Genomic DNA, 17,705 nt, shown 5'->3' with positions numbered 1-17,705 from the left:
GCGCTTCCGCGGCTTCACCCATTCACTCAGGATCGTTGAGAGAGGACGATACTCATGATGAAGAAGACTATCCTTGCCGCTGGCGCCGCCGTTCTGGCCATGGGCACCGTGGCATATGCAGCCCCCGGCATGATGGCCGAAAAGGGCCCGGTCACTCTGGCCGAAGCCCAGACCAAGTCGGCCGCCATGTTCGACAGGATGGACGTCAATTCCGACGGCAAGATCGACGCCGCAGACCGTGAAGCCCGCGTGAAGGAACGCTTCACCAGGCTCGACACCGATGGCAACGGCTCACTCAGCCTTGAAGAGTTCACCGAGGGTCGCGAAATGCGCGGCAAACGCGGCGAAGGCATGCGCGACCACCACGGCAAGCGCGGCCAAGGCATGCACATGATGGGCAAGATGGCCGACACCAACAACGACGGCACGATCACCCGCGCCGAATTCGACGCCGGTGTCCAGGCTCACTTCGCCAAGATGGACGCAAACGGCGACGGCACTGTGACCGTCGAGGAACGTCAGGCTGCCCGCGAACAGATGCGCGAGGCCTGGAAGGAACGCCGTGAGGCACGTCAGGCGAATTGAGCGGATCGTTGATCCCGGCGCCATAGACGGCAATATCAAGGGGCGCGCCCGTATCTGCCGGTGCGCCCCGAACCATTGAAAGGCACCCTGATGGCCGACAGGCAGGTTCCCGACCGCATCCTCCTCGTCGATGACGAAGAAGCCCTGCGCGATCCGCTCGCTTCCTACCTGTCGAAGCAGGGCTTTGCCGTGCGGCAGGCCGCAAGCGCGGCGATTGCGCGCACGATGCTGCGCGACGAACCGGCCGATCTGGTGCTGCTCGACATCATGATGCCGGGCGAAGACGGGCTGTCGCTGTGCCGCCATCTCGTCGAGACGCAGAAGACCCCGGTCATCCTGCTGACCGCGCGCGGAGAGGCGACCGACCGGATCGTCGGGCTGGAAATCGGGGCGGACGACTATGTCGTGAAGCCTTTCGAGCCGCGCGAACTCGTCGCCCGCATCCGCTCCGTCCTGCGCCGCGCCACCCGCGCAGAGGCCATGCCGTCGATGGAGCAGGACTACATGTTCGAAGGCTGGCGACTCGACCCGCTGAAGCGCCGCCTGACCGACCCCGAAGGTGCCGTTGTCGCCATATCCTCGGCCGAATTCCGCCTGCTGCGCGCGTTTCTCGACCATCCGCGACAGGTATTGGACCGTGACCGCCTGCTCGACATGGTGCAGGGCCGCGAGGCGCACCTGTTCGACCGCAGCATCGACAACGCGATCAGCCGCCTTCGCCGCAAGGTCGAAGAGGACCGCACCGACCCGCACCTGATCCTGACCGTGCGCGGCGGCGGTTACATGCTGGCCGCAGACGTTTCGCGGGTCGATTCGGTCGCTGCATGAGGCGGTTCCTGCCCAAATCTCTTCAGGGACAGATGCTGCTGGCCGTCGCGCTGGCATTGCTTGTCGCGCAAGGGATCGGTGCAGGCATCGCGTATCGCGCCCAGCTCGAGCGCGAGGAAAACGGCATCATCCACTCGCTCGCCTTTCGCATGATCGGCGGGCGCGTCCTGCGTCAGGCCGACGGCAGCGAAATGCGTCCGCCCCGTGGCCGCCCGCCGCGTATGGGCCGGCTTTTGCGCATGGACGCGACCCCGCTTCTTGAAAGCGACAAACGCAAACGCGCTTTCGAGGCAAAGCTGGGCGACATCCTGTCCGCGCAAGGGTTGGAGACAGCAGAGATCCAGGTTTTCGAACGCGATATCGACGATACGCCCTTGGGCCGCTTTTTCGAACGCCGCCGCGAACTGCGGGGCCGCGACGGCAGGCCGGAGCCCGAATCGGTCATTATCGCATCCGTGCGCGAACAGGGTAGCGACCAGTGGCTGGTCGCCCGCACCTTGCGCGACGAGCGCGAACCGCGTTTCCTACGCAATCTCATCGGTCAGACGCTACTGATCTATGTCGTTCTGATCGGCGTGATCGCGCTCATCCTGCGCCGGATCACCAAGCCGCTGGCCGCGCTGACCCGGCGGGTGGAGGATTTCGCCGCCAATCCCGCGCTGTCCCCCGATGGCCGGGTGGAGCCGCAGGGACCGCTCGACACCCGTAGCCTGATCGCCGCGCACAACGCGATGGAGGCGCGAATCGGCGCGCTGCTCGACGAAAAGGACGTGATGCTGGGCGCGATCGGGCACGACCTGAAGACGCCGCTGGCCGCGCTGCGCGTACGGATCGAATCGGTCGACGACGACCACGAGCGCGCCAAGATGGCCGGCACGATCGAGGATATCACACGCACGCTCGACGACATCCTTTCGTTGGCCCGCGTGGGCCGCCCATCGGACCCTGTCGAGCCGACTGAGATTTCCGCCCTTACCGCCTCGGTGGTAGAGGAGTTCGAGGACATGGGACAGGCAGTCGAGCTGGGCGATACCACGCGCATCGTCCTGCCCGTGCGCGCGACATGGCTGCGCCGCGCCATCCGCAACCTTGCCTCCAACGCTTTGCGCTATGCGGGCGGGGCCTGTGTGACGGTAGAAAAACGCGGCAACCTGGCGGTCATCAGCGTCGCCGACAACGGCCCCGGCATTCCCGAGGACGAGCTCGGCCGCATGATGGAGCCGTTCGAACGCGGCGACCCCAGCCGCAATCGCGGAACCGGCGGCGCCGGCATCGGCCTTGCGCTGGCCCGCGCGATCGCTGAACAGCACGGCGGCTCGCTGGTATTGAGAAACCGCGCCGAAGGCGGGCTGAACGCGGAATTGCGTTTGCCCATTGGCTAGGTAGTGGCTCCGCAGTTTTTTGTTTTAGCCCCTCAGACGCCGGGCGCGGGCCATACGGCCCGCTTGGCTTCGCCGCATAAGCGGCGGCGGCCGTTCGGCCTTGCGGGAGTCGCCTTCGGCGCCCCGATTAAGTGCCTACCTCTAGGTCTGGCGAAATTCCGGGCGCGAAGCGACACCGGCAAGCGCGAACGCGCGCCCGAGCTTATGCGAGGATAGCCAAAAGGCCGTATGGCCCCGCCGGCGCTTGAGGCTAAACAAACAATCCGGCGCCCGGCGTCTGAGGGGCTAAAACAAAAAAATCCCACCAACCTTCACAAATCACCTCATCAACCCACCGACGATATTCCGCACGAACGCGTTCAGCCCCGTCCGTAGCGGGTCGGCGCTCGACTTCTTTCCCAGCGCAGCGGCCACGCCGATCGACACGGCAGAACCAGCCGCGGCCTTGATCGCGCTCTTGCCGGCCTTGCCGATGTCCATGCCCCACAGGCTGGTCGACTTGCGTTCGCGCTTGCCCACTTCCTCGCGGCCCTTTTCCGCCACTTCGGCGGCAGTCGCGACGGCGTCGGCAGCCTTTTGCGCCAGCACTTCCTCAGCGCTCTCGCGGTCGACGGTGGTGTCGTATTTCCCCTCCACCGGACTGACCGAGCGGATGATCGCGCGCTCCTTTGCATTGACCGGACCGAGGCGCGAGCGCGGCGGCTTGATCAGGGTGCGCTGGACGATCGAAGGCGCGCCGTCCTCCATCAGCGTCGATACCAGCGCCTCACCCGTTTTCAGCTGGGTAATCGCCTCGGCCACGTCGAGTTCGGGGTTGATGCGGAAGGTATCCGCCGCCGCCTTGATCGCCTTCTGGTCGCGCGGAGTAAAGGCACGAAGGGCGTGCTGGACGCGGTTGCCAAGCTGTCCTGCAACGTCCTCAGGGATGTCGATCGGGTTCTGCGTCACGAAGAACACGCCCACGCCCTTGGAACGGATCAGGCGCACGACCTGCTCGATCTTTTCCTCCAGCGCCTTTGGCGCGTCGTCGAACAGCAGGTGTGCCTCGTCAAAGAAGAAGACCAGCTTCGGCTTTTCCGGGTCGCCCACTTCGGGCAGCATTTCGAACAGTTCGGACAGCAGCCAGAGCAGGAACGTCGCGTAGAGCTTGGGGCTGCGCATCAGCTTGTCGGCGGCGAGCACGTTGATAAATCCGCGCCCGTTTTCGTCGCACTTAATAAAGTCGTCGATTTCCAGCGCAGGCTCGCCGAAGAACTGGTCCCCGCCTTGCGAGCGCAGCGAAAGCAGAGAACGCTGAATCGCGCCGACGCTGGCCTTCGTCACGTTGCCGTAAGTGGTCGACAGCGCCTTCGCGTTTTCCGCCGTATGCGCCAGCATCGCCTGAAGATCGTCGAGATCGAGCAGCAGCAACCCTTGCGCGTCGGCGTAATGGAACGCGATGTTCAGCACGCCTTCCTGCGTCTCGTTCAGATCCATCAGCCGCGACAGCAGCAGCGGCCCCATTTCGGACACCGTCGTGCGGATCGGGTGGCCCTGTTCACCGTATAGATCCCAGAAAACCGCCGGATTGTCGGAATAGGCATAGTCGTCCATGCCCAGTTCCTTCGCCCGCCCCTCCAGCTTGTCGGCATGCTTGAACGTGGGCGAACCGGGCATCGAAATACCCGACAGGTCGCCTTTCACGTCGGCAACGAAGACCGGAACGCCGTTTGCCGAAAAACTCTCCGCCAGGCCCTGCAGCGTCACCGTCTTGCCGGTGCCGGTCGCGCCCGCGATCAGGCCGTGCCGGTTCGCGCGCGACAGTTCGAGGTACTGGCGCTCTCCATTCGCGGCGAGCCCGAGAAAAATCGCGTTATCCGACATGCCTTGCGCCCATTCCTTCGTGCGACCCCATTGATGCGCCGATCTGGCCCCGCCTGTGGGGCGCGGTCAAGTACGGCTTGCCGCACCCCACAAGGAACGCCATCTAGGCTCAGCAATGCGCAAGCCCTTCATCCTGCTGGACGATGCCCGCGAAACGTCCGGCGCGGCGCCCGCCCGCCTCTACCGCGATCCCGTGGCGGTTTTCCGTGCCGATGGCGCCGACAAGGTCGCACCCGTGCTGGCCGAGGCGGAGCAAGCGCGCCGCGGCGGACTGCACCTTGCAGGCTATCTCGCCTACGAAGCGGGACTGGCGCTGGAAGAACGGCTGACCCCGCGCCTTGCGGGCAAGGACACTGGCCCGCTCGTCTGGCTCTGCGCGTTCGAGCACTACGAGACCATTCCCGCCGATGAAGTCGCGGGCTGGATCGCGTCGCAAGTCCACGACGAACACGGCCCGCCCCACCTCTCGCCCGCGCGCCCGGCGATCGAGCGCGAGGAATACGACGCCGCCTTCGAACGCGTGCAGCAGGCGATCCGGGCAGGCGACATCTACCAGGCGAACCTCACGTTCCCGCTCCACGCCGCATGGGCAGGCGATCCGCTGGCGATCTATGCGAAGCTGCGCACACGCGCGGCGGCGGGATACGGGGCCTTCGTCTTCGACGGGGAACGGCACCACCTCAGCCTCTCGCCCGAACTGTTCTTCGCGCTGAAGGACGGGGCCGCGATGCTGAAACCCATGAAAGGCACCCGTCCGCGCGGCGCCGATGCACAAGCGGACGCGGCACTGGTGGCTGAACTGGGCGCGAGCGAGAAGGACCGCGCCGAGAACCTGATGATCACCGATCTCATGCGCAACGACGTTTCGCGCCTGGCCGTGCCGGGATCGGTCCAAGTGCGCGATGCCTTTGCGGTGGAGACTTATCCCACGCTCCACCAGATGACTTCGACCGTGCGGGCCCGCCTGCGCGACGGCGAAGGCGCGGTCGACCTCCTGCGCACCGTCTTTCCCTGCGGTTCGATCACCGGCGCGCCCAAGATCCGCGCGATGGAGATCATTGACGAGATCGAGAAGTCCCCCCGAAAGTTGTACTGCGGCGCGGTCGGACGGGTTGACGCGAGCGGCGATGCCGCTTTCAATGTCGCCATCCGCACCTTGTCGCTGGAAGGCCGCGTGTGCGGACAGGCCCACATGGGCGTCGGTTCGGGCATCGTCGTGGACTCGCGGCTGGACGATGAATGGGCCGAGTGCCTGGTAAAGGGAGAATTCGTGGCAGCCGCCAGCCGTGACGTGCACCTGATCGAGACGATGGCCTTCGATCCGAAGATCGGGGTGCCCTTGATCGAGTTTCACCTTCAGCGATTGAAGGACAGCGCACTGGCGCTGGGCTTCGATCTCGACCGTCATGCGCTGCGCAACCATATCCAGGCCTTCTGCTTCCTCAATACCGAACCGAAGAAGCTGCGCGTGCTCGTCGCGCAGAACGGCACATGGGACATCGAAGGCAGCGACATGCCCGATGCGATGGACGGGCCGGTTCCGGTGGCGCTCAGCCCGCTTCCCGTGCCGCAAGGTGACTGGCGGCTGCGTCACAAGACGACCGACCGCGATTTCTACGACGATGCCCGCAAGGCGGCCGAAGCGGACGGCGCGCGCGAAGTGGTTTTCGTGCGCGAAGACGGACTTCTGACCGAGGGCAGCTTCACCAGCGTGTTCGTCGAGCGGGACGGCAAATACCTGACCCCCGCGCTGTCCGCCGGCCTGCTGCCGGGCGTATTGCGCGCCTCGTTGATCGAGGATGGGAAGGCGCAAGAAGCGGACCTGACCGCTGATGACCTTGCGGAAGGCTTCTTTATCGGCAATGCGCTGCGCGGGCTGATGCCGGCCCGGCTTATCTAACGGGCTTCTTGCCATGACCGAACCCCGCCTGTCCGCCGCCCTGCAGCGGATAGCCCCTTCGCAGACCACCGCGATGACCGATCGCGCGACCGAATTGCGGGCGCAAGGCCGCGACATCATCTCGCTCTCGGTGGGCGAGCCGGACTTCGACACGCCCGCCCACGTGGTCGAGGCGATGAAGGCCGCGCTCGACGCTGGACAGACGCGGTATACCCCCGTCGGCGGCACCGCCGCGATGAAACGGGCCGCGGCGCTCCATTTCGAACGCGATCTGGGCATCGACACCGACCCGTCGCACGTCACGATCAGCGCGGGCGGCAAGCAGGCGATCTTCCACGCTCTTATGGCGACGATCGATCCGGGCGACGAAGTCGTGATCCCCGCGCCGTGGTGGGTGTCCTACCCTGAAATCGTGCGCTTTGCAGGCGGGACCGTGGTTCCCTTGCCGACGCGGCCCGAGAACGGCTTCCGCTTTTCCGCCGCAGAGCTTGAGGCAGTTATCACGCCGAGAACCCGCTGGCTGTTGATGAACAGCCCGGCCAACCCGACCGGCGCGGTGTTCACGGCAGAAGACCTGACCGCAATTGCCGAAGTTCTGGATCGTCACCCGCAGGTCCTGGTGATGAGCGACGATATCTATGCGCCGCTCACCTACACCGGCGCGCCTCATGCAACGCTGGCCGCGCTGCGCCCCGACCTGGCGGACCGCGTGCTGACCGTATCGGGCGTATCGAAAAGCCACGCGATGACCGGCTTACGCATCGGTGTCGCGACGGGCCCTGCATGGCTGATCCGCGCGATGGAGAAGCTGCAATCACATTCAAGCGGCAACCCCTGCTCGATCAGCCAGGCGGGCGCAGTTGCCGCCTTCGAGGGGCCGCAGGATTTCCTGGCCGACTGGCGCGAGACATTCCGCCGCCGCCGCGAGCTTGTTGTCGCGCGCATCAACGCCATTCCCGGCCTGTCGACGCCGGTGCCGCAGGGCGCGTTCTATTGCTTCATCGACGCATCGCCGCTGATAGGCGATAAGGTCGCCGACGATGGTGCACTGGCGCTGCACCTGCTCGAACACGGGGTCGCCGTCGTCGCCGCCTCTGCCTTCGGGGGCACGCATTGTGTAAGCGAACAAACGGGCGATCTGACAGGTTTCCGTATCAGCTTCGCCGCCAGCGAAGCGCAATTGACCGAAGCGATGGACCGCATCGAGAAAGCCGTAGCCGCCTTATGACCATCCCCATTCTCTACGAAGACGGCGAAGCGCTCGTCATCGACAAGCCTGCAGGCCTGCCGATCGAACGCCCCCGCGCAGGCGGACGCAGCCTTGAAGACCATCTCGAGGATCTGAAACTGGGCTTCCAGCGCCCGCCCATGCCGGTCCACCGGCTCGACACCGATACATCGGGCTGCCTGCTGCTGGCGCGCAATCCGAAGGCCTTGAAGCGCTTCAACAAGGCGTTCGAGGACCGGCAAGTCGAAAAGGTCTATCTCGGCGTGCTGGCCGGGACCGTGGCTGATGATGAAGGCGAGATCGCGCTGTCGCTGTCGAAGATCAGCAGCAAGGACGCAGGCTGGCGCATGATCGCTGCGAAGAAGGGCAAGCCCTCGCTGACCCACTGGCGCAAGCTCGATGAAAAGGACGGGACGACGCTGATCGAGTTCCGGCCCGAGACCGGCCGCACGCACCAGATCCGCATCCACGCGCTGGCGGGCCTTGGTGCCTCTCTGCTCGGCGATCCGATCTACGGGACTGGAAAGGGCGCGCCGCACACGATGCTCCACGCCAGCGGGCTCATCGTCCACCGCGAAGGCAAGACCCCGATCGAAGCGAGCGCGCCGCTGCCCGCCGATTTCGCGCGACTCGGCTTCGCCATTCCCGACGCGGCAGGTGTCTGAGGAACAGGACGCCTTGGTGGCGCGGGCCCATGCCCTCGCCGAAGAACGTTTCATCGCCGCGTCAGGCCCCGGCGGGCAGAACGTCAACAAAGTGGCGACGGCAGTGCAGCTGCGCGTCAACATCTACAAGCTTGGCCTGACGCCGACGGTCTTTCACCGTCTGAAGGCGCTGGCAGGAAGCAAGGTTTCGGCCAGCGGCGACCTCATCATCGATGCCCGCCGCTTCCGCACGCAGGAACAGAACCGATCCGACGCGCGAGAGCGGATAGCAGAACTGCTGATCGAAGCGCAGGTCGAACCGAAAAAGCGTGCAAAGTCACGCGTGAACCGCGTTGGAAAAGTGCAGCGCCTGAAACGGAAAAAGTCTCGCGGCGAGGTGAAGGCCGGTCGCGGCAAAGTCACCCGCTGGGATTAGTTCGGTCCATAGCGGCCTGCAAACTCAATTTTGAGGAGCGATCTCGCTCTCCGTCGCTGCCGGCGTTTCGGCGGGCAGCATTTCCGCCGCTTCGGACAGGACCTGTTCCTCATCCGCAGCGGGGGCAACCGAAGGTTCCGGCTCCCCGCCGCAAGCTGCAAGAAGCAGCAGGCTCAGGGCGGGAAGCGCGAAACGCATCAGTGTTACTCGGCCATCGCGGCTTCGAGATCGGCAGCAGCATCAGCCGCCGCATCGGCAGCGTCATCGGCCGGAGCGGTCGTTTCCTCGACCACCGGAGCATCGCCCATTTCGTCAGCCATTTCTGCATCGACGGCGGGATCTTCGTCCATGCCGGGCTGCGTCATCACTTCGTCGGCGGGCATTTCGACGGTATCGGCCTCGGCCGGTGCGTCCGGATCGTCGGTCGAGCCGCAAGCGGACAGGGCAAAGGCCAGCGAGGCCGCGACGAGTGCAATCTTTTTCATGGGTTCCCTCCATGTGGCGGAAATAAGGCGACCTCTCTAGGGCAACGCCGCCCCGCCTGCAATCGCAACCGGGCCGTGCGAAAGGGCGCTTCGGCGCACCATTGCAAACATATAAAGATTTCTTTATATGCCCGCCTCACGATGACCGTGCTCGACCTCATCAGCGCCCTCGACGACCCCACGCGGCTGCGCCTGCTGCGCCTGCTTGCGCGCATGGAACTGGCCGTGGGCGAACTGGCCGACGTGCTGGAACAGAGTCAGCCGCGCATTTCGCGCCACGTCCGCATCCTGACCGAAGCGGGCCTGATCGAAAAGCGCAAGGAAGGCAGCTGGGTCTTCCTGCGCGCCACGGGCCATGACGACGACGGCATGACAGCGCGGGCAGACGACCTGCTTGCCGCGGCCGAGGACGAAGACGCGGTCTTTGCCGACGTCTGCGCCGCCGACCGTGCGCGCCTTGCCGCCATCCGCTCCGCGCGCGAGGAAACGGCAGAGAAATACTTCGCCCGTCATGCCGATGAGTGGGACCGGTTGCGTTCGCTGCACAGTCCCGACGGTGCGGTGGAGGCCGAATTGACCCGCCTGCTTGGTGTCGCCGACGCGCATGACGAACCGGCTCCCTTGGGGCGCCTGCTCGACATCGGCACCGGCACGGGACGCATGGCCGAACTTTATGCGCCCAGCGCGCAGCACGTCGCCGCCATCGACAAGTGCCCCGAAATGCTGCGCATCGCCCGCGCACGGCTGCAGCACCTGCCGCCTGCGCGCCTGTCGCTGCTGCAGGGCGATTTCCTCGAACTGCCTTTCGAGGCGGAAAGCTTCGACACGGTCCTGTTCCATCAGGTCCTGCACTATGCACAGGCGCCCGAACGCGTGCTGGCCGAAGCCGCGCGCGTCACGAAGCCGGGTGGCCGCATCGCCATCGTCGATTTTGCCGCCCATGCACGTGAAGACCTGCGCACCGAACAGGCCCATGCCCGTCTGGGCTTCACCGACACACAGATGCAGACGCTGCTAGAGGGTGCAGGTTTCGCACCGATCGAGGACAGCGCCCTTTCCGGTTCCGAGTTGACCGTCCGCATCTGGACGGGCAGGCGGACCTCGTCGCTCCACCGCCTTTCCGCGCGCACCGACACCAGAAGAAAAGCCAGCAAATGACCCAGTCCGAGACCAGCCAAGCGGGCCTTTCAGGCCTGCCCCTGTTCGCCGATCTTCCCGGCGACGTGAACGTCAGCTTCGAATTCTTCCCTCCCAAAACGGAAAAGATGGAAGCCCAGCTTTGGGACGCGGTCGAAAAGCTGGCCCCGCTGAACCCCGCCTTCGTATCGGTCACGTACGGCGCGGGTGGTTCGACCCGCGAACGCACGCATGCCACCGTGTCGCGCATCATTAGGCAAGCGAAACTGCCCGCAGCCGCGCACCTGACGTGTGTTGAGGCGAGCAAGGCCGAGATCCGCGCCGTGGCCGAACAGTACTGGGAAGAAGGCGTGCGCCACATCGTCGCGCTACGCGGTGATCCCACGACGCCGGGCGGCAAGTTCGAACCCCACCCCGACGGCTATGCCAGCGCCGCCGAACTGGTCGCAGGCCTGAAGGAAATCGCCCCGTTCGAGATCAGCGTTGCGGCCTATCCCGAAACCCACCCCGAAGCCAGTTGCCCGCAGGCGGACATCGACAACCTGAAGCGCAAGATCGACGCAGGCGCGGACCGGGCGATCACGCAGTTCTTCTTCTCGCCGGAGTGCTTCCTTGAATTCAGGGAAAAGCTTCTCGCCAACGGCATCACCGCGCCAGTTCTCCCCGGTATTCTGCCGGTGTCGAACGTCGCGCAGACGCGCAAGATGGCGGCGATGTGCGGGGCTGCGATCCCCGACTGGATGGACCGCCTGTTCGAAGGGCTGGACGAACGCCCCGGCGCGCGCAAGCTGGTCGCGGCGACGATCGCGGCGGAATTCTGCCGCTCGCTCTACGCAGGCGGTGTGCGCGACTTCCACTTCTACACGCTGAACCGCGCGGACCTGTCCTACGCGATCTGCCATCTACTGGGCATGCGGCCTGTTGTTTCGAATCTGGCCGGAGAAGCCAAGTGACCCTCACCCCATCCAAGGCCCGCGCCCTTTTCGAGGCAGAAGCAGCCAGCCGCATCCTCATCACCGACGGCGCGTTCGGCACGCAGATCCAGACGAAGGGTCTGGTCGAGGCCGATTACGCAGGCGATCTCGGCCTTTCTCACGAGCAGAAGGGCAACAACGACATTCTCGCCCTGACGCGTCCCGATGTGCCGGAGGCGATCCACCGCGCCTATTTCGAGGCCGGTGCCGACATTGCCGAGACCAACACGTTTTCGGCGAACAAGATCAGCCAGGCCGATTACGGCGCGGAAGCACTGGTCGAGGCGATCAACCGCGAAAGCGCGGCCCTTGCCCGCAAGGTCGCTGACGAGTTCGAGGCAAAGGACGGGCGCCCCCGCTTTGTCGCCGGTGCCATTGGCCCGACCAACAAGACGCTCTCGCTGTCGCCCGACGTGAACGACCCGGGCTACCGCGAGATCGATTTCGACTACCTGACGCAAGTTTACCGCGAACAGGCCGCCGCGCTGGTCGAAGGCGGAGCAGATTTCATCCTGATCGAGACCGTGTTCGACACGCTGAACGCAAAGGCCGGAATCATGGCGGTGAAACAGCTCGAGAAAGAGCTGGGCCGCGAAGTGCCGATCATGTTGTCGATGACGCTGACCGACCTGTCGGGCCGCAACCTGTCGGGCCACACGGTCGAGGCGTTCTGGTACGCGGTGCGCCATGCGAAACCGCTGACCGTCGGCCTCAACTGCAGCTTCGGCGCGACGCAGCTTCGCCCGCACGTGAAGTCGCTTTCGCAGATCGCCGATACCTACATCATGATCTATCCCAATGCGGGCCTGCCCAACGAACTGGGCGAATATGACGAGATGCCCGACACGACCGCGGGCTTCGTCCACGAATGGGCGATCGCGGGGCAGGTCAACGTGCTGGGGGGCTGCTGCGGCTCTTCGCCCGAACACATCGCCGCGATGGCGAAGGCGGTCGCGGACGTGCCCCCGCGCAAGCTGCCGACGCTTGAAACCAAGACCCGCCTTGCGGGCCTCGAACCCTTTATCATGGCCGCCTGATGACCGAACCCCAGAACAGCTCACGTTTCGTCAATATCGGCGAACGCACCAACGTCACCGGCTCTGCGAAGTTCAAGAAGCTGATCATGGCGGACGACTATCCCGCCGCAGTCGAAGTCGCGCGCAGCCAGGTCGAGAACGGTGCGCAGGTGATCGACGTCAACATGGACGAAGGCCTGCTCGATGCAGAGCACGCCATGACCACCTTCCTGAAACTGATCGCCGCCGAACCCGACATTGCGCGGGTGCCGGTGATGATCGACAGTTCCAAATGGGACGTGATCGAAGCGGGCCTGAAGTGCGTTTCGGGCAAGCCCATCGTGAACTCGATCTCGATGAAGGAAGGCGAAGAGCCGTTCCTTGAGCAAGCGCGCAAATGCATGGATTACGGCGCGGCTGTCGTGGTCATGGCCTTCGACGAAACGGGCCAGGCCGATACGAAACAGCGCAAGGTCGAGATCTGCAAACGCGCCTACGACCTGCTCACCGGCATCGGCTTTCAGGCAGAGGACATCATCTTCGACCCCAACGTTTTTGCGGTGGCGACAGGGATCGAGGAACATGACCGCTATGCGCTCGACTTCATCGAGGCGGTGGCCGAACTGCGCGAACTGTGCCCCCACGCGCACTATTCGGGCGGGCTTTCCAACCTCTCGTTCTCCTTCCGCGGGAACGAGACGGTGCGCCGCGCAATGCACTCGGTCTTCCTCTACCACGCGATTCCCGCTGGCCTCGACATGGCCATCGTCAACGCGGGCCAGCTCGACGTCTATGACCAGATCGAACCCAGGCTGCGCGAGGCTTGCGAGGACGTGATCCTCATGCGCCGCCCCGATGCGACGGAACGGCTGATCGAACTTGCCGAAAGCTACAAGGGCAAGTCGGTCGAGGCCGAGAAACAGGCTGCCGAATGGCGGTCCTATCCGGTCGAAAAGCGGCTGGAGCATGCGCTGGTCAAGGGCATCGACGCGCATATCGTCGACGATACCGAGGAAATGCGCGCCGCGATTTCCGATGCGGGTGGCCGCCCGATCGAGGTTATCGAAGGCCCGCTGATGGACGGCATGAACGTCGTCGGCGACTTGTTCGGCAGCGGCAAGATGTTCCTGCCCCAGGTCGTCAAATCCGCCCGCGTCATGAAGAAGGCCGTCGCCCACCTCATCCCCTTCATCGAGGCGGAGAAGGAAGCCGGCGCCAAGGCCAAGGGCCGCATCATCATGGCGACCGTAAAGGGCGACGTTCACGACATCGGCAAGAACATCGTCGGCGTGGTCCTGCAGTGCAACGGATACGAAGTGATCGATCTTGGCGTCATGGTGCCATGGTCGACTATTCTTCAGGCCGCGAACGAAAACGATGCCGACATCATCGGCCTCTCGGGCCTCATCACCCCTTCGCTGGACGAGATGGTGACCGTGTCTGAGGAAATGCAGCGCGCCGGGATGACCATCCCGCTGCTGATCGGCGGCGCGACGACGAGCAAGGTGCACACCGCATTGAAGATCGATCCGGCCTATGAAGGCCCGGTAATCCACGTTCTCGACGCCAGCCGCGCGGTCGGCGTCGCATCGCAGCTCCTGTCCGACACGCAGCGTGACGGTTTCGTCGAGGCGACGGCGGACGAATACGAAAAGGTCCGCGTCGCACGCGCCAACAAGGGGCAAAGCGCGCTGCTCCCCCTTTCCGAGGCACGCGACAACGGGTTCGTGGCGGACATGGCGCTGAAGGCATCTGCCCCCGCACAGCCCGGCGTCCACGTGTTCGAGGACTGGGACCTTGCCGATCTGGTCGAATGTTTCGACTGGACCCCGTTCTTCCGCGCATGGGAACTGGCGGGCACTTATCCCGCCATTCTGGATGACGAGATCGTGGGCGAAAGCGCGCGCAACCTTTACGCCGATGCCAAGGCGATGCTGGACAAGATCGTCAGCGAGAAGTGGCTGACGGCCAAGGGCGTCGCGGGCTTCTGGCCATGTCGGCGCGATGGCGACGACGTGATACTGGACGACGGAACGCGCCTCCCCTTCCTTCGCCAGCAAGTGAAGAAGAGCCGCGACCGCGCCAATTTCTGCCTCTCCGACTTCATCGATTCCGATGGTGACTGGATCGGCGGCTTCGCCGTCTCGATCCACGGCATCGACCCGCATATCGAGGCGTTTCGCGCCGCGCACGACGACTATTCGGACATCCTGCTGAAGGCCCTCGCTGACCGTTTTGCCGAGGCCTTTGCCGAACGCCTGCACCAGCATGTCCGCACGAACCTGTGGGGTTATGCGGAGGGCGAGCAGCTAACCAACGAAGCGCTTGTCAAGGAAGAGTATCGCGGCATTCGCCCTGCCCCCGGCTATCCGGCCTGCCCCGATCACTCGCTGAAGCCCGTGCTGTTCGACCTGCTTTCCGCGCAGGACAATACCGGCGTCGCGCTGACCGAAAGCTTCGCCATGTTGCCCACCGCAGCGGTCAGCGGGTTCTACTTCGCGCATCCGGACAGCCAGTATTTCGGCGTCGCGCGCATCGGGCCCGACCAGGTCGCAGACTATGCCGCGCGGCGCGGGGTCGACGTGGCGTTGGCCGAACGCTGGCTGAGGCCCAATCTAGACTGATGTTGCCCAACGCCGCGCCCTCGGTGTAAGGGCGCGGCAAAGCACGAACACCTGAACAATCGAGGATCAGCGGCAATGGCCGGCCATTCCAAATTCAAGAACATCATGCATCGCAAGGGCGCGCAGGACAAAAAGCGCTCTGCCATGTTCTCCAAGCTTTCGCGCGAGATCACCGTGGCCGCCAAGATGGGCGCGCCCGATCCCGACATGAACCCGCGTCTGCGCCTGGCCGTGAACAACGCCAAGGCCCAATCGATGCCCAAGGACAACATCCAGCGCGCGATCGACAAGGCATCGGCAAACGAAGGCGATGACTACGAAGAAGTCCGCTACGAAGGTTACGGCCCGGGCGGCGTCGCGCTGATCGTCGAGGCGTTGACCGACAACCGCAACCGCACCGCCACCAACGTGCGCACCGCGTTTTCAAAGAACGGCGGCAACCTTGGTGCATCGGGCGCAGTTGCCCACGGTTTCGAGCGCCTCGGCATGATCGAGTATCCGGCCAGTATCGGTGACGAGGAAAAGGTCCTCGAAGCTGCGATCGAAGCCGGTGCCGACGACGTCGAATCGAGCGAGGACGGCCACGTCATCTGGACCCAGATGGAAGCGCTGCACGAAGTGTCGAGCGCGCTGGAAAAGGCGCTGGGCGAGGCGGAGAACGTCAAGCTGGCGTGGAAGCCCAACATCACCGTCGATTGCGACGAAGGCACTGCGCAGACCCTGCTGAAGCTGGTCGACGCGCTTGACGACGACGACGATGTCCAGACCGTCTGGGGGAATTACGAAATTTCCGACGAAGTCATGGAAAAGCTCGACTGATGTGGACTTTCGCCGCGAAGGCGCTGCTTGCCGGCGTCATGATCGCGGCGATTGCCGAACTTGGACGGCGGCTGCCCACGGTGGCCGCCCTCGTCGCGTCGCTGCCGCTGGTATCGGTGCTGGGCATGATGTTCCTGTGGCACGCCCAGCCCGATGCGGAAAACATGGCGCGTCACAGCGCGGCTACGTTCTGGTACGTGCTACCCTCGCTGCCGATGTTCCTGGTCATTCCGTTCCTGCTGCGCCACGCGGTGCCTTTCTGGCTCGCGCTGGCGCTCGGGTGCGTGCTGACCGTCGCGCTCTACGGCCTCATGCGCCTTGCCGCCCCGCGGCTCGGCCTGCCGATCTGACGCGCGCTTGCTGGTCCTCGGCCTCGATCCTTCACTCACTTGCACGGGCTGGGGCGTCATCCGGGTCGACGGGCCGCGCCTGTCTCACGTAGCCAACGGCCAGATCGCGACCGATGCAAAAGCGAACATGGCCGCACGGCTGCATCACCTGCACGACGCGGTCTATGCCGTAATCGGGACCTATGCCCCCGATGTCGCGGCGGTGGAGGAAGTCTTCGTCAACAAGAACCCGCACTCCACGCTGAAACTGGCGCAGGCGCGCGGCAGCGTGCTGGCCGCCTGCGGGCGCGGGTCGATCCCGGTATTCGAACACGCGGCGCGGCTGGTGAAGAAATCGGTCGTGGGCACGGGTGCGGCCGACAAGACGCAGGTTCAGGCGATGCTGCGGGTTCTGCTGCCCACGGCGAAAGTCGAGGGCGCGGACGCCGCCGATGCGCTGGCCGTGGCCATCGCGCATGCGCACCTGGGCAAGCACTGAGCCCCGCCCGCTTGAAACATTGACGGCCCCTGCGCGTTGGAAAAGCAATCTCCATCCGTGTCGCAGAAAAAGGTCCCTCCGCATGCGCAAAGTGCCCGTCATCGCCGCCACCGTCATCGGTGCCGCTCTCGTCTCCGGCTGCACGGCCAGCCGCTACCAGATTTCCGACGCGCTGCAGCGTTATGGCCTGTCGTCCAGCGAGGCGGGCTGCGCGGCCGAATTCCTACGCGGTGAACTGAGCACGCGGCAGGTCAACCGGCTTAGCGATGCGGCGCGATACTACAATTCCGACGGCCCGCTGACGTTCGGCTCGCTCTTCGCGGTCGCGACCAGCCTCGATGATCCACAAGTCCTGCTGAAAGTCGCCGGGTCTGCCGCTGCCTGCGGTATCGTTGCCGACATTCCGATCCCCGGCCTTTGATGCCTTCAACCGATCAGAACGCATCTGACGACAGTGCGTGGATGGCGAAAGCCATCGAACTCGCGGTTGAGGCCAAGGGCACCAACCCTGCCGACACCCCGATCGCCGCGCTTGTCGTCATGGATGGCAAGCTTGTGGCAAGCGGCGTGAACCGGACCGCCGAGTGCTGCGACGCGACTGCCCATGCCGAAATCGTCGCCCTGCGCGCCGCGGGGCAGGCGGCAGGCGAAATGCGGGTAGAGGGCGCAACGCTCTATTCCACGCTCCAGCCCTGCGGCATGTGCACGATGGCCTCGATCTGGGCGGGTGTTTCACGGGTGGTGTACGGCGCGGGGCGCGATGACGTTCACGAAATGTATTTCGAAGACCGGCACCTCTCCACGCTCGACTTCATTGCCGATGCCTACAAGGACGACCTGACGCTGACCGGCGGGGTCCGCGCCGACGAATGCGCCCCGCTCTATTTCCACCCGTGGGACGACGTGCCCGAGGATTTGCAGGGCAACGACTAGCCATCAGGAATTGATCTCAGGGG

Annotated in this window: 19 protein-coding genes; 16 read left to right on the top strand and 3 right to left on the bottom strand. The window is 64.8% G+C overall.

All coding sequences use genetic code 11. The features are described from left to right. Nucleotides 1-54 precede the first annotated feature (54 nt). From A9D15_RS10420 to A9D15_RS10410, 3 genes are all read left to right on the top strand, one after another. Complete coding sequence (locus A9D15_RS10420) at nucleotides 55-585, top strand: EF-hand domain-containing protein (protein ID WP_229660284.1); 531 nt, start codon at nucleotides 55-57, stop codon at nucleotides 583-585. A gap of 90 nt (nucleotides 586-675) precedes the next feature. Then, nucleotides 676-1,413, top strand: a complete 738-nt coding sequence (locus tag A9D15_RS10415) for a response regulator (RefSeq protein ID WP_066764654.1) — start codon at nucleotides 676-678, stop codon at nucleotides 1,411-1,413. Then, nucleotides 1,410-2,795 (top strand): sensor histidine kinase, encoded by a 1,386-nt coding sequence (locus A9D15_RS10410; protein ID WP_066764652.1) that lies wholly within the window; start codon nucleotides 1,410-1,412, stop codon nucleotides 2,793-2,795. The genes A9D15_RS10415 and A9D15_RS10410 overlap by 4 nt, the downstream gene beginning before the upstream one ends. Before the next feature lie 318 nt (nucleotides 2,796-3,113). Here A9D15_RS10410 and A9D15_RS10405 read toward each other — a convergent pair whose 3' ends face one another. Further along, complete coding sequence (locus tag A9D15_RS10405) at nucleotides 3,114-4,658, bottom strand: helicase HerA-like domain-containing protein (RefSeq protein ID WP_066764650.1); 1,545 nt, start codon at nucleotides 4,656-4,658, stop codon at nucleotides 3,114-3,116. Nucleotides 4,659-4,773: 115 nt separating this feature from the next. Between A9D15_RS10405 and pabB the strand changes: the two genes are divergently transcribed. Genes pabB through arfB form a run of 4 tightly spaced genes read left to right on the top strand, consistent with a single transcriptional unit; the run spans nucleotide 4,774 to nucleotide 8,866 of the window. Then, on the top strand, nucleotides 4,774-6,558 hold the full coding sequence (pabB, locus tag A9D15_RS10400) for an aminodeoxychorismate synthase component I (protein WP_066764649.1): 1,785 nt from the start codon (nucleotides 4,774-4,776) through the stop codon (nucleotides 6,556-6,558). Between the two features lie 13 nt (nucleotides 6,559-6,571). Next, nucleotides 6,572-7,786: a pyridoxal phosphate-dependent aminotransferase gene (locus A9D15_RS10395; RefSeq protein WP_066764647.1), complete on the top strand. Its 1,215-nt coding sequence runs from the start codon at nucleotides 6,572-6,574 to the stop codon at nucleotides 7,784-7,786. Beyond that, nucleotides 7,783-8,451, top strand: a complete 669-nt coding sequence (locus tag A9D15_RS10390) for an RluA family pseudouridine synthase (RefSeq protein ID WP_066764646.1) — start codon at nucleotides 7,783-7,785, stop codon at nucleotides 8,449-8,451. The genes A9D15_RS10395 and A9D15_RS10390 overlap by 4 nt, the downstream gene beginning before the upstream one ends. Continuing rightward, on the top strand, nucleotides 8,444-8,866 hold the full coding sequence (arfB, locus tag A9D15_RS10385) for an alternative ribosome rescue aminoacyl-tRNA hydrolase ArfB (RefSeq protein ID WP_066764644.1): 423 nt from the start codon (nucleotides 8,444-8,446) through the stop codon (nucleotides 8,864-8,866). Before A9D15_RS10390 ends, arfB begins: the two co-directional genes overlap by 8 nt. 24 nt (nucleotides 8,867-8,890) lie before the next feature. Here the strand turns inward: arfB and A9D15_RS16560 are convergent, their stop codons facing one another. Next, the gene (locus A9D15_RS16560; RefSeq protein ID WP_156521741.1) at nucleotides 8,891-9,064 is read right to left on the bottom strand and encodes a hypothetical protein; all 174 of its coding nucleotides are present in this window, start codon (nucleotides 9,062-9,064) and stop codon (nucleotides 8,891-8,893) included. 5 nt (nucleotides 9,065-9,069) lie between these two features. Beyond that, nucleotides 9,070-9,351: a hypothetical protein gene (locus tag A9D15_RS10380; protein ID WP_066764643.1), complete on the bottom strand. Its 282-nt coding sequence runs from the start codon at nucleotides 9,349-9,351 to the stop codon at nucleotides 9,070-9,072. A gap of 141 nt (nucleotides 9,352-9,492) precedes the next feature. Between A9D15_RS10380 and A9D15_RS10375 the strand changes: the two genes are divergently transcribed. From A9D15_RS10375 to A9D15_RS10335, 9 genes are all read left to right on the top strand, one after another. Next, nucleotides 9,493-10,509: an ArsR/SmtB family transcription factor gene (locus tag A9D15_RS10375; protein ID WP_066764641.1), complete on the top strand. Its 1,017-nt coding sequence runs from the start codon at nucleotides 9,493-9,495 to the stop codon at nucleotides 10,507-10,509. Further along, on the top strand, nucleotides 10,506-11,441 hold the full coding sequence (gene metF, locus A9D15_RS10370; RefSeq protein ID WP_066764639.1) for a methylenetetrahydrofolate reductase [NAD(P)H]: 936 nt from the start codon (nucleotides 10,506-10,508) through the stop codon (nucleotides 11,439-11,441). Before A9D15_RS10375 ends, metF begins: the two co-directional genes overlap by 4 nt. Further along, nucleotides 11,438-12,499 (top strand): homocysteine S-methyltransferase family protein, encoded by a 1,062-nt coding sequence (locus A9D15_RS10365; protein ID WP_066764637.1) that lies wholly within the window; start codon nucleotides 11,438-11,440, stop codon nucleotides 12,497-12,499. Before metF ends, A9D15_RS10365 begins: the two co-directional genes overlap by 4 nt. Beyond that, nucleotides 12,499-15,102, top strand: a complete 2,604-nt coding sequence (metH, locus tag A9D15_RS10360) for a methionine synthase (protein ID WP_066764635.1) — start codon at nucleotides 12,499-12,501, stop codon at nucleotides 15,100-15,102. Before A9D15_RS10365 ends, metH begins: the two co-directional genes overlap by 1 nt. Nucleotides 15,103-15,177: 75 nt before the next feature. Then, nucleotides 15,178-15,921, top strand: coding sequence for a YebC/PmpR family DNA-binding transcriptional regulator (locus A9D15_RS10355; RefSeq protein WP_066764633.1), 744 nt, complete (start codon nucleotides 15,178-15,180; stop codon nucleotides 15,919-15,921). Then, nucleotides 15,921-16,271 (top strand): DUF3147 family protein, encoded by a 351-nt coding sequence (locus A9D15_RS10350; protein WP_066764632.1) that lies wholly within the window; start codon nucleotides 15,921-15,923, stop codon nucleotides 16,269-16,271. Before A9D15_RS10355 ends, A9D15_RS10350 begins: the two co-directional genes overlap by 1 nt. A 7-nt stretch (nucleotides 16,272-16,278) precedes the next feature. Continuing rightward, on the top strand, nucleotides 16,279-16,749 hold the full coding sequence (ruvC, locus tag A9D15_RS10345; protein ID WP_066764631.1) for a crossover junction endodeoxyribonuclease RuvC: 471 nt from the start codon (nucleotides 16,279-16,281) through the stop codon (nucleotides 16,747-16,749). An 82-nt stretch (nucleotides 16,750-16,831) separates the two neighbouring features. Further along, on the top strand, nucleotides 16,832-17,170 hold the full coding sequence (locus A9D15_RS10340; RefSeq protein WP_066764630.1) for a hypothetical protein: 339 nt from the start codon (nucleotides 16,832-16,834) through the stop codon (nucleotides 17,168-17,170). Further along, on the top strand, nucleotides 17,170-17,682 hold the full coding sequence (locus A9D15_RS10335) for a nucleoside deaminase (RefSeq protein WP_066764629.1): 513 nt from the start codon (nucleotides 17,170-17,172) through the stop codon (nucleotides 17,680-17,682). Before A9D15_RS10340 ends, A9D15_RS10335 begins: the two co-directional genes overlap by 1 nt. The last annotated feature ends 23 nt before the right edge of the window (nucleotides 17,683-17,705 follow it).

The sequence above is a fragment of the Croceicoccus pelagius genome, assembly GCF_001661915.1.
GTDB classification, from domain to species: Bacteria; Pseudomonadota; Alphaproteobacteria; order Sphingomonadales; family Sphingomonadaceae; genus Croceicoccus; species Croceicoccus pelagius.
Note: the sequence above shows the minus strand (reverse complement) of the source record. Positions and strands in the feature narration are given on the sequence as shown.